The sequence below is a fragment of the Gelidibacter maritimus genome (assembly GCF_014062315.1).
Lineage (GTDB): Bacteria > Bacteroidota > Bacteroidia > Flavobacteriales > Flavobacteriaceae > Gelidibacter > Gelidibacter maritimus.
In genome coordinates this window covers 514,458-526,641 of record NZ_JACGLT010000001.1, presented here as the reverse complement: position 1 = coordinate 526,641, position 12,184 = coordinate 514,458, and the positions used below count along the sequence as shown (strand labels likewise).

The following is a 12,184-nucleotide window of genomic DNA, read 5'->3' as shown; positions in this document are numbered from 1 at the left end:
AAAAAGACAAGTATCTCTATGACCACACCTTATCAAAAAGCAAATATCCCTGAAGAAATTCCACTACTTTTTACAAAAGCCTGGAATCAGTATAACGCATCATTCATAGCTTCCTTATTCACTAAGGATGCTGACTTTGTAAATGTGACAGGATTAAGGTTTCGGAATAAAGAACGGATTTTCAAAGCACACGACTATGGCTTAAAAGTTATCTTTAATCACTCATCAATGAAGTTAATCTCCACAGATGTCAAAATGCTATCGGATGACATAGCAATTGTTCATGCGAGAACCTCCATATCAGAGCAAACAGACGATATTACAGAAAGACCCCTCGCCCATCCAAGACATCAACAATTCACTTTTGTGGCACAAAAAACCGATAAGCATTGGCTGTGCTGTGCTGCACACAACACGGAGGTGATTGAAGGTATGGAAACTTTTAAAAGAAATGAGGACGGCAGTTATAGCACTGTTAACTATAAAAAATATGGCAAGAACAAGACCGATTCCTGAAATTAGTTGAGCCTAACTAACAGACATAGACAATACAATTAGTCTCTGGGTCTGACCGCATCTGACAGGTAAGTCCGCGCGGTATGAATAAAATATTGATTTTTCAATCAAGGTGACTAATGGGTATTAAAAGTCACTGGCGGGAAAAGATTCACGCTTATAAGCAACTCATACGAAGGTGAGAAATAGAGCTCTGTTTTTATTTTGCCGCAGTAGGATTTTAAAAATCAACATTAATAAGGATTTAAAGCCCATAAAGGTTATAAATTATATAGAATTAGGTCTTTATTATGTTCTATACTTACATGCCTCGCTTTTTAATTTACGCTGTACAAATACCCGAGAATTACAAGCCGATTTGTTTCTGTTTATTAGTTCGTTTCTCTTATATTTGGCCCTTAAAAAAATAGATATTTATGAAAAAATTCGGATTAATTGTTTTGGTATTTGCAATCTTAACGGCGTGTAATGATAGTGATGATAACGTGGACTATAGAGAGAAAAATGATGAAGACATTGTAGCGTACATAGAGAACAACAACTTAGAGGCTCAAAAAAGTGGCTCTGGCCTGTATTATGTTATTGATGAGCTTGGTTCAGGGGCGCATCCAACTGCAACCTCTAATGTCACTGTAGCTTATAAAGGTTACTTTTTAAACGGTAATACCTTTGATCAAAGTGACGCCAATGGCATCTCGTTTGGTTTACAACAAGTTATTAAAGGGTGGACAGAAGGAATTCCTTATTTTAAAGAAGGTGGTAAAGGTAAATTACTGATTCCTTCACATTTAGGTTATGGCCCTAAAGACCGTCGTGGTATTCCTGGTGGCTCAGTTCTAATTTTTGATATTCACTTAATTTCTGTGAATTAGATATAGAAAGCTTATTGAATTGGTTTTTGTAAACTTGGATAAAAGGTTTTGAATAAACAGGTATTAATTGTGGATACAGTATTTTAAAGTCAGCGTTTACAAGGACTTTAAGATGATGTGGACTACAAATGGGGTACGAAGTATGTTTTTAAAGAGAAACCTAGGGATAATAAAAAATTGAAATTAGTTTTTTTTAATATATATTGCAATCAGTGGCATCAATTAAACGTTTTCATTGTTTTTATAAATAGCGTATGATTTACGAGTTTCATTTATAAGTGCTTCTTTAATTCTAGTACTTTTATAGAAGCGCTTAATTTCTTCCTTTTCAAAATCGTTTCCAAATTATTATACAATCAATAGTACAGATTAGCAGCTACTTAGACCATTCGTTCATCCATTAAACCTTTCCAAATTACAAACCCTTTATTGTTGGCTGAATAATCATGAACTATTCTTGAAAAATCTTGTGGATTAGTTTCCAGATAGGCTTGGCGTCCTCTTTCCCTGATAATGTTTAGTTCTTTATCGATTTGATTTATAGTATCAATCAGTACAGGTTTATTTTTGTCCGTGTGCCAAATGTAGGTTGCTTCTTCGGTGTCCAAAGTTTCTAAAATGACGTGATAGTTCTGTTCTCCAGCTATCAAAAAAACAAATGAAAACGGCTGTAAAACGAACCGAAGTTTCATTACATCTCTTTCATGCTTGTCTGCTAAAAATTGAATATGCTGTGAATGTTTGTACTGTTTTCCTTTTAATAAATCTTCTAAAATGCTTTCAGCATCAGTATAAATATTTTGGCTTTTCGGTAATTCATCTGCGGTTAAAATATTTTGTTCTGATGTAGGAATCTGACCTATAAAACTTTTATTCAAGAATTGAAACTTTACACTCTCTATAATTTCCTTGTTGATATTTTCAATATCCGTTGAAGTTGCTAATTGAGATAAAATCACACCGTTTTCTATTTCGGAATAAATATGAATCGTAACAGATTTTAATTTCAAAACCTTAATGAAATATGGTTTTAATATTTCAAATTCAGGTCTGAATTCTTCGTTTTCGATTTCAAAAACAAATCGCTGATTACTTTTTTTATCAGTGTATTCAAAGCTAACATTTCCATATCCAAATTCTATATTTTCAATAGCTATTTTGATATGCTTTTCGATTATCAACGTTTGTCTTTGTGGAATAAGTTCGGTTGGCTCATCAAATAAATTTATTTTTCTGGCTATCTTACGATAGTAAGTATTTCGTTTCAAAAATAATTTGTTCAGGTAATCAATTTTTATGTCCCGATAATCATAGATTATTGGATTGATTTCCGAACGTTGAACACGACCTATATATTGAATCAGCTTGCCCTTGAAAGAAAAAGGATACACCAAAAACAGGGAACTGATATTGGATAAATCCGAACCTTCACCAAAATATTGTCCTGTGGTTATCAATATCTGAAAATTGCCTTGCTGTAAAGCCTGCCATTTGGATTTTTTATTGTTGTCTGAATCATCGCCGCTTAGTGTAATAACTTCATAAGACAGTTTCAGAAAAAGGTAAAGCGTATCAATATGCTCTTTCCTTTCTGTGATAATAGCAATTCGTTTTCCTTTAAAAAGCTCGCTTTTTATATCTTCCAGGATGAGTTTATTACGCTCTGAATCGTGAACCAAAATCTTTGAAAGTATTTCAAAATTATCTGTTCTAGAATTGAAAGGAACATCCAAATTGGTATTTCTGACAATAATTTGAGCATGTCTAAAATTTTCAATTTCATTACTGGAGATTTCTGAAATTATTTCTCCAAGAAAAATAAAAATCAGCTTGTCATCATTGTATTTTCTAAATGGAGTTGCCGTTAATCCATACAGATAATATGATTCCAACTTTTCAATGGTATTGCGAAATGTTTTAGCAGGAATGTGATGACATTCATCCACCAAAATAGTTCCGAATTGATTTTGTATTTGCTCAATTGGTTTCGGCAAACTTTGAATGGTTGCTACGGTGATTTGTTTTCCAATCTTTGCTTTTCCTTGACCAATAACACCAATTTCATGTTTCGGAATTCCGAGAAATGCCTGAATCCGTTCCTGCCATTGTTCTAATAATTGTTTCCTGTGGACAACTATTAAAGCTGGTTGTCTTTTCTCGGCAATAATTTTCAAACCCATAATAGTTTTACCCGAACCAGGCGGAGCAACGATAATACCAAAATCTTTTTTTGAAACAGCTTCAATAGCCTTTTCTTGATGACTTCGTAGGATAGCATTGAATGTAAAAGTAATTTCCTCTTTTAGTTTTCGATGGTCTTGAAAATTAAAATCCAAATTTTGCTCTTTGCAAAACCGAAGTAATTTCCCGACAAAACCTCTTGGAATGATAATTTCATTTTCTGTTTCTTCAACAAGTTTAAAATAACGCTCTGTTCCAAACGTGTTTTTGCCTGACTTCTTCTTGACGAAAAACTCCGAATTGGCAAAATTCATCTCTTCTTTCAGAAAATTGATTAACGGAGTACTCAATCCATCTCTTTGAATACGGATATTTAGTTGAAGTGTGATGGATAGTTTTCCGTTATGGCTTTTAGGATTTCCACAGGATGCCAGATAGTTAATTGGTGAGTTTTGATTTGTTGAAATTTCCTGAAATAATTTGTCCAACACTTCAATAGAAACTCGTTCAATTTTATTCAAAAATTGCCATTGGTTAGGTATCGGCTCAAAAGTTTCAGGATTGACAAAACAGCTATTCCCATTTTCCATTGCGGGTTTGAAAAATGGTAAAGCAATCAGGTTACCCAAGCCTTTTCCCGAAAGGAAATCTTGATTAGGAAATAATCGGTCGAAGCTCGAACTTTTATCAAACATTGAAAAAGCTCCGGATTGTTCTAATATCGAAATAAAAACTTTTCTACTTCGAATTGCAGGATAAGAACTGTCAAAAAATATCCAAACGTGTCCACCATTTCCAGAACGTGAACGCTCCAAATATGCAGGTACATTTTTTTCCTTGCAAGCATTTAAGAAATTTACGGTTTCTTCTTTCCAGTTTTGTTTATCAAAATCCGCTACTAAAAACCAAGAGGTATTATCTTGTAACAATGGATAAACTCCGATTTGCTGAGCTCCATTCAAATGTTTTTGGATTTCATGATTCGTGAGCGGTAAATATGTTTTGTGTGAATAACTTGCAAAAGTGCCACCGTTCATTTTATGCAAACGATAGTGATAAGGGTCATACTGATAGGATGGCATATATCCCGACTTTCCTGACTTTTCCCAACGAACAGCAAAGACATCTTCCCGCCCCCGAAAGAGATCGTAGAAGATATTTATTTGAGATTCGTGTTTCATTTACATATTTTTTCAAAATGACTAAAATTAACCTACTCCTAAATGGAAAGAACTTCTTGAAAACCCCTTCCACTAAGATAATTTATTGTGAAGATAAAAAAATCAAATATCAACTTTTTCCAAAGTTGCTTAAATTGACTATAGTTTATTTTTACCTATTATTCCTAATAGTTTTATACCTACTATTCCAAACTAATACCTATTTTTACAAAACCCATTTTTCCAAAATCAAACACCTTTTTACCTGTTTATACTGCATAAAACCTGTTTTACCATCAAAAAATTATAATTAGGAACTATGAAAACCACCAACATTTCAATTAAAACCGCTATTTTCCGAGGTCTTCAAGCTCCAGAAACTGGCACTTTGGTGGGCTATGGCGCACTCATAGAAGCTTTTAATTTAGCAATGCCTTTACCCGAAAGCTTATCTCTAATAAGCGAAAAAAGAAGAAATTATCGCGAAAACGAATGGATCGTTTATTCAAACAAAACTCAATTTGACGATACCCTCTATAAGCATTTAGTTTTTGCCTTAAAAAATGAAGGAATTAATCTTTTCTTTTTTAAGAAATTATTTGAAATCCTTCCAGAAAATGAGGTCGTAGAACTTTTGAGTATTGAAGGAACTGGACAGTATACACGCAGAATATGGTTCTTATATGAATGGCTTTTAGAAAAAGAATTACCGATACCTAATTTAGAAATTAAAAATTATGTGCCCTTAGTAGATGAAAAATTGCAATATTCCTTAACCGATGGGGAACGTTCATCTCGACATCGAATTATTAATAACTTGCCCGGAACAGTCGATTTTTGCCCCTTAATTCGTAAAACACCCAAACTTGAAAAATACCGCTCTGAAAACTTATCTACTCAAAAAAACAACTATTTAAAGGGCATACGCAAAAGCGTTTTGCAAAGAGCTTCTGCATTTCTACTTTTAAAGGACTCAAAAGCGTCTTTTACTATTGAAGGAGAGAGTCCAAAAAGCAAACGTGCAGCACGATGGGGACAAGCTATCGGGCAAGCTGGCATGCATAACTTAAGTCATGGCGAATTTAAACGTTTACAACAAATAGTCATTGAGAACACGCGTTTTGTAGAAATGGGCTACCGTAAAAAGGGAGGCTTTATTGGTGAGCGCGATAGCGATTCATTTTCTCCTGTGCCAGATCATATATCTGCTAAAACCGAAGATATAGAACAATTAATGAACGGTCTAATTACCACCAATAATTTATTATTAAATGATGAAACGGATGCAGTATTGGCGGCGGCAGTTATTTCATTTGGTTTTGTTTTTATACATCCTTTTGTTGATGGTAACGGTCGTATCCATAGATATTTAATACATCATGTTTTATCAAAAAAGGATTTTTCAGATCAAGGCTTGATTTTTCCAGTCTCTGCCTCTATTTTGAACCATATATCGGATTATCAAAAAGTTTTGGAAAATTATTCGGCCCCGTTATTGGATTTTATGGAATGGAAAGAAACCCAAGACCATAATATAGAAGTAACCAACAATACCATAGATTTCTACAGATACTTTGATGCCACAAAACAAGCTGAATTTTTGTACGATTGTGTAAAAGACACTATCATTAATATCATCCCTAATGAAGTTACTTATTTGACTAAATATGAAGAATTCAAGTCATATTTGGATAATATATTCGAAATGCCAGATGACATGGTTGCTTTATTGGTAAGATTCTTGGAACAAAATAATGGCATATTCTCAAATCGAGCCAAAGTAAAAGAATTTAAACAACTATCACCTTCTGAAATAGCTGATATAGAAGAAAATTATAAATTGATTTTTTGAAAATTGATTTGATTGAAAACTATAGGCTGAACTTAGTTTATGTATTGAAATGGCTTTCTTAAATACTAAATCTGGAACAGCCGGAAATTAATTATTTAACGTGTTGAGGGATATTCTAGGGAAGCATCTGTTTTTTGATTGCTGAACTCATCGATATATAGGGAAATAAGTTGTTTTAAGTCCATTGGATCAAGTGTGTTGGCCATATCGCATACTTTTCGGCGATAAGGTAATTAATACTTGATCTTTCAAAGTCGGTACAGCGGGCCGGATCGAACTGTGGCACAAATCGAACCGCGATAGGCTTTTACCACGCAGGCAAAAGTGGCACAATTGGAACCGAATTAACTAAATGCAAACAATTTTGTTTGCCTACTCCCAAAACCACGCTAATTTAGAGGTTCATTTAATTAAGTCATCATGAGAAGAGCAATCATATTTGTCCACGGAAAAAGAGCTGGGATTTTAACTGAACTATCTGATAGAGGTTATAGTTTTGAATATGATGATAATTATAAAGGTGCAGTTGTTTCATTGACCATGCCAACAAGACACAAAAAATACAGCTATACATCCTTCCCTCCCTTTATTGAAGGCCCCTTACCAGAAGGCACCATGTTAGAGGGGTTATTGCGTATTACAAAATTTGATAAAAATGATTACTTCTCTCAACTAATTGCTAAAGGCAATAATTTGGTAGGAGCAGTTACGGTTAAATTAAGCGAGGATGAATAGATCTCCTAATCCATATGAAACAGGTCGCACCATCACTCTGAAATAGCCAAATACAAAGCTTCTAGCGTATAAAAAGTTTCTTCATAGTTATCTTTAGATACTAGCATATTCTCTGCTCCACCTTCAACCATTCCTGAATGGACGCAATTAAGCTCTAATCGCCTTATTCACCTACACCCTGTCGTTCACTTTCTTAGTATGTTCATCATTCATGAACAGTCATTTATTGTGAACAAGCATAACGAATAATTCAAAATTGAAGAATTATCCTATTTATAAAAACTATATCATAAATTCGGTATATGTCATAGTCGATTAAACGCTTTCCCCTCTTCTGTTAAATAAAACTTCTGTTTATGACTGGTAGGTTTATCGGGAATAGCTGTATTGCTTTTATAATGGATTTGACTAAGACGCTTCTAAAGCAGCCATTAACCGATGATTGAGATATAGTTTTTCTTTACCCACTTTTTCAGAAATTAGAAAACCTGCTTCTTCTAATGCCATTAGGTAGTTACCAACTGTTTTTGGTGTACCTAATTTTTCGTCAATTAAAAATTGTCTTTTGGTAGTAGTAGAGGAAGATTATTATAAGGTATGTTTTATCGAATTTTTTCATTTTAAACACGAGTAATGATGACGTTCTTTTTATTAACAAGGGTAAAAATGGTTAAAAATTACCCTTGTTTTTATTTTAGGTATGAAAATTACCATCGTTGTGTAATTAAATAATTACGATAGATTTTAAGTTCAATAAGTGAGCGGTATTAAAGGAAAGCTTTTGGACACCTTGTTTTGTAATCTCCAATTTAACTGCGACTGGCTGTAGCGACATTCCTAAGGAGACTCTTACCGTTTTGAGCCAGCCAATAGCGGGTTGTTTGACTTTGACTTCTTCTCCAAATCCTTTAAGCTTGCGAGCAAATTGTTCAATTTGCGATCTTTTCTTGTTCATCAATAAGGTTTTAACCTGATATAATCAAGTGTCTTGTCAGGCTATTGCCTGACTTATCGAAAAAAATTATTTGGCTACACCCTGATAATAAATTATGATTTGACTAGATACGTCTCGTATATAACTCACAACATCATTCAATTAGCAATTATAAGAACAACGTACAATTTTCATTATACTCAATATGAAGACTTCAAGTCGTATTTGGACAATATATTCGAAATGCCAGATGACATAGTTGCTTTATTGGTTAGATTCTTGGAACAAAATAAAGGCACACTCTCAAATCGAGCCAAAGAAAAAGAATTCAAACGACTATCCACTCCTGAAATAGCTGATGTAGAAGAAAATTATAAATTGTTTTTGCAAATTGATTTGATAGCTAACTATAGGCTGGTCTTAGCTATCCATTTTATGGATTGTAATCATGAATTGAAATGGTTTTCTTAAATACCAAATTCGGAACAGCCGAATATTAATTGATTAAGGTGTTGCAGAATATTCTTAGGCAAGCACCTATTTTTTGATTGCTATATCCATTAATATGTAAAGAAATGAATTATTTTAAGCCCATTAGATCAAGTGTGTTGGCCATATCGCATTCTTTTAAGTGATAAAGTAATTAATACTTGATCTTTCAAAGTGGCACAAACCGAACCGCTATAAGCTTTTAACCCACAGGCAAAAGTGTCATAGTTTGAATCGAAATGCCTAGCACTATGCAACCGACATCACCGGCATAAATCGAACTGAAGTAACCAAAAGTTGAAGGTTGTAATGGAGTTTGCCCGCTTCCCGACTTTTTTCGGAAATGAGTAGGTAAGTGGAATGGAAATCGGAGACTTTGAAGTTGGGACCAAGGCTTTTTTAATAAAGCGTTTTGCCCGTAATGAAGCTTTTCGCAGCATGGAGCGGTAATAGCTGAGATGGTCATAAAAACCGATTCTAATTTCTAGACGACTTCATATTACAGCTTAAATATTTATGAGAAAGAGAGAGAGAGAGAGAGAGAGAGAGAGCACTTACCTTTTTTAGGGGACTGTCTCTTAAAGTGTGTAAGTTCAAAAATTAGCTCGGGTTAGTTTTTTTTATTAAATTCTAACCCTTTCTTGGTAAAGTATCAAAAACTGATCAACAATCACTCCCCAGTTTCTGACTGGCATAGACCATTTTTTGGTCGCTTCCCTTACTGCCAAATATACTGATTTCATCACAGCCTCGTCTGTCGGGAAGGTTAATTTGTCTTGGTGTACTTCCTGATTTTTCCGTTCAGGTTCTCGATCAGGTTAGTTGTATAGATGATTTTCCTAATGTCCACAGGGAACTCAAAGAAAACAGTGAGGTCTTCCCAGTTGTTTCTCCAGCTCTGGACAGCATAGGAATATTTATGTTCCCATTTAGCTGCAAAGTCATTTTTTAAAGCAGCCTGTGCGGACTGTTTTGTGGGAGCATTATAAATCTCTTTCATATCCGTGGTAAATTGTTTTTTATCTTTCCATACCACATATTTACACGTATTTCGGATTTGATGTACGACACAGATCTGCGTTTTGGATTCGGGAAAAACAGTTCGGATCGTATCTGTAAACCCATTTAGATTATCTGTTCCTGTGATTAAGATGTCGTCTGTTCCACAGGCTTTCAGGTCGGTGAGAACACTCATCCAAAAGGAAGAAGATTAATTTTTGCCAAGCCATAGACCAAGGACGTCCTTGCGGCCATCGCGTTTCAGGCCCACTGCGATATAAATTGTTTTATTGATCACTTTGGATCCCTCTCTTACTTTAAAAACAATCCCATCCATCCAGACAATCAGATAAACAGGTTCCAAGGGACGATTTTGCCATGCCACAATATCTGAAGTGATAGCATTGGTTATACGGGAAATTGTGGACTAGGAGACATCAAAATTATAGACTTCTCTGATCTGTTCTTCAATGTCCGACACAGACATCCCCTTGGCGTATAACGAAATAACAACGTTTTCAATGTCTTCTACCATACTTTTTCTCTTGGGTATGATCATTGGGTTGAAACTGGCATCACGATCCCTGGGGACCTTAATGTCTTCTTCACCGTAACTGGTTTTGATCTTCTTTGAAGTGTAGCCATTACGCGAGTTGTCGTTTTTTCTTAAATTGTGCCTGTCGTAATCCAAATGGGCATCGAGCTCGCCTTCAAGCATCTTTTCGATCCCGCGTTTCTGTAGATCTTTTAAAAAATTATGTAGTTCTTCTCCGGTCTTGAACTTCTTGAAAAACTCATCTGGGATTAAATCTTTGGTTTCCATAAATGTGTAAATATTAAATGTAAAAAAATTCTGCTTGGACTAACCCAAGTAGAATTTTCTACTTACACACTTTTTGGTACAGTGTCCTGTATTTATAAGAAAAACGAACAATAAGAATTGAGAAGTAAATTTTTCACGATTTTAATTGATTATGATTATTGTAATAACTACATAAAACTGATTACGGTAAACATCTTTGCTTAATTAATTAAATAATATTACTTCCCATTTCCTAAGTTATCAGACCAGTTGACTAATATCTATTTTTCCCTTTTAAATTAAAAGAAATACCAAAAGTTATTTCTGGATTATCAAAATCCTTATCAATATTCATAAATGATACTCCTCCGTTAATATTTACAACTCTACTGAGACGAATCATTAACCCTGCCGTTCCAACATAATATCCTAATTCTTCCATGTTATCAAAGTTAGTGATTGAATCAACGTCCCCAATGTGCCCATAGCCGCCTCCTATGTTTAAATACAGTCTTTTTGAAATTTTAAAGTTTGGTCCTAATTGAATTTCGGTTTTGTTTATTGGCTCTCCTCCATTCCAAATATTATTTTCCGTTATTAAACTTGTCCTTGCCGAAATATGAAACCCAACAGTTCTTCGACCTCCAGATTCATAAAGCAAGCCTAAATAAGCAATTTCACCACTTTGAATTCCTAAACTCGAAAATGAACCTAAACTGCGTTTAATAGATTTTTCTTTTCTCTTTTTCACTGGAAATGAACTTTTTTTAGTTGATCCCGACTGATGTAAATTTATTCTAACACTCTTATTTCCAGCGTTAACATAGAACCAATCTTCGCGTGAGTAAGAGTTATAATTTGCTTCACATTCCAGAGAAAACCAATTATGATATTTACTCTTAACCCTACACCATGAAGGCAAATTTGTTATTTGGTAATCGCTCGAGTTTGTATTCACATCAATTATTATAGATTTTACAACCTCATTAAGACGTATATTTTCTTTTGAAACACTCAAGGTTATTTCCTGCTTTTTTGGAGGAACAGGTTGAGACGCGTATATTTCTACTTCTTTATCGCCCGCTGTAATCTTATACAAACCTGTTCGGGGACTAATACCAGTATTGGGTGTATAAGTAATATCAAAATAACTGTCGAATTTTTGTACTGTACACCAAGAAGGTATGTTACGCACAGAATAAGAAGTTGCATTAGTATTAACAAAAATGCGATCCATACCACCTAAAGGTGAAAAGGTTAAACTTTCTTTAGATACGCTTAATTTTATCACTGCTTTAAGCGCACTAATGCATTTTTCTAATTGTGATTTGGCATAGTTATCATTTGGATTTTCGTTTAAAACCCATTGGTAATTCTCCTTTGCAGATTCATAACTGTTATTATTAAAAGCTCTATTAGCCACAGTAAGCCAGTTATTACATGAATTTGCTCGTGAGTATCTAATTTCAGCTATTTGTTTGTCTCTTCCAGAGGCTGTGTCCATCGCATCTTGGTATTTCTTTTGAGCACATACATAATCACCATTGTCAAAACAATTATCTCCTGCCACTAAAGGTGTTTGAGCCAAGACGGAGGTTGCAGTAGCAAAAATCATAACTAATACTATAATCTTTTTCATACTAT

The 12,184-nt window shown here is 34.3% G+C and carries 8 protein-coding genes and 2 pseudogenes; 5 read left to right on the top strand and 5 right to left on the bottom strand.

The features are described 5' to 3' along the window. Positions 1–18: 18 nt before the first annotated feature. Both H3Z82_RS02210 and H3Z82_RS02205 read left to right on the top strand, forming a co-directional pair. Positions 19–516, top strand: a complete 498-nt coding sequence (locus H3Z82_RS02210) for an SgcJ/EcaC family oxidoreductase (RefSeq protein ID WP_182202234.1) — start codon at positions 19–21, stop codon at positions 514–516. 416 nt (positions 517–932) lie between these two features. Continuing rightward, positions 933–1,388 carry an FKBP-type peptidyl-prolyl cis-trans isomerase gene (locus H3Z82_RS02205; protein ID WP_182202233.1) on the top strand — a complete coding sequence of 152 codons (456 nt, stop codon included), beginning with the start codon at positions 933–935 and terminating at the stop codon, positions 1,386–1,388. A 380-nt stretch (positions 1,389–1,768) separates the two neighbouring features. On the opposite strand, the gene H3Z82_RS02200 is transcribed toward H3Z82_RS02205, so the two are convergent. Then, entirely contained in the window at positions 1,769–4,750 is a 2,982-nt protein-coding gene (locus H3Z82_RS02200) for a DEAD/DEAH box helicase (protein WP_235982269.1), read from the bottom strand. A 298-nt stretch (positions 4,751–5,048) separates the two neighbouring features. Between H3Z82_RS02200 and H3Z82_RS02195 the strand changes: the two genes are divergently transcribed. Both H3Z82_RS02195 and H3Z82_RS02190 read left to right on the top strand, forming a co-directional pair. Then, entirely contained in the window at positions 5,049–6,581 is a 1,533-nt protein-coding gene (locus H3Z82_RS02195) for a Fic family protein (protein WP_182202232.1), read from the top strand. Between the two features lie 420 nt (positions 6,582–7,001). Beyond that, on the top strand, positions 7,002–7,316 hold the full coding sequence (locus tag H3Z82_RS02190) for a HipA N-terminal domain-containing protein (RefSeq protein ID WP_182202231.1): 315 nt from the start codon (positions 7,002–7,004) through the stop codon (positions 7,314–7,316). 408 nt (positions 7,317–7,724) lie between these two features. Here the strand turns inward: H3Z82_RS02190 and H3Z82_RS19795 are convergent. Both H3Z82_RS19795 and H3Z82_RS02185 read right to left on the bottom strand, forming a co-directional pair. Further along, positions 7,725–7,874, bottom strand: a pseudogene (locus H3Z82_RS19795) (Fic family protein); the annotation flags it as partial. Between the two features lie 166 nt (positions 7,875–8,040). Continuing rightward, the gene (locus H3Z82_RS02185) at positions 8,041–8,271 is read right to left on the bottom strand and encodes a helix-turn-helix domain-containing protein (RefSeq protein WP_182202230.1); all 231 of its coding nucleotides are present in this window, start codon (positions 8,269–8,271) and stop codon (positions 8,041–8,043) included. Between the two features lie 222 nt (positions 8,272–8,493). On the opposite strand from H3Z82_RS02185, the gene H3Z82_RS02180 reads away from it, so the two are divergent. After that, positions 8,494–8,721 (top strand): hypothetical protein, encoded by a 228-nt coding sequence (locus tag H3Z82_RS02180; RefSeq protein ID WP_182202229.1) that lies wholly within the window; start codon positions 8,494–8,496, stop codon positions 8,719–8,721. Positions 8,722–9,362: 641 nt separating this feature from the next. Here the strand turns inward: H3Z82_RS02180 and H3Z82_RS02175 are convergent. Both H3Z82_RS02175 and H3Z82_RS02170 read right to left on the bottom strand, forming a co-directional pair. Continuing rightward, a pseudogene (locus H3Z82_RS02175) lies at positions 9,363–10,561 on the bottom strand (IS256 family transposase). A gap of 253 nt (positions 10,562–10,814) precedes the next feature. Next, on the bottom strand, positions 10,815–12,179 hold the full coding sequence (locus tag H3Z82_RS02170) for a BACON domain-containing protein (protein ID WP_182202228.1): 1,365 nt from the start codon (positions 12,177–12,179) through the stop codon (positions 10,815–10,817). Positions 12,180–12,184: the final 5 nt, after the last annotated feature.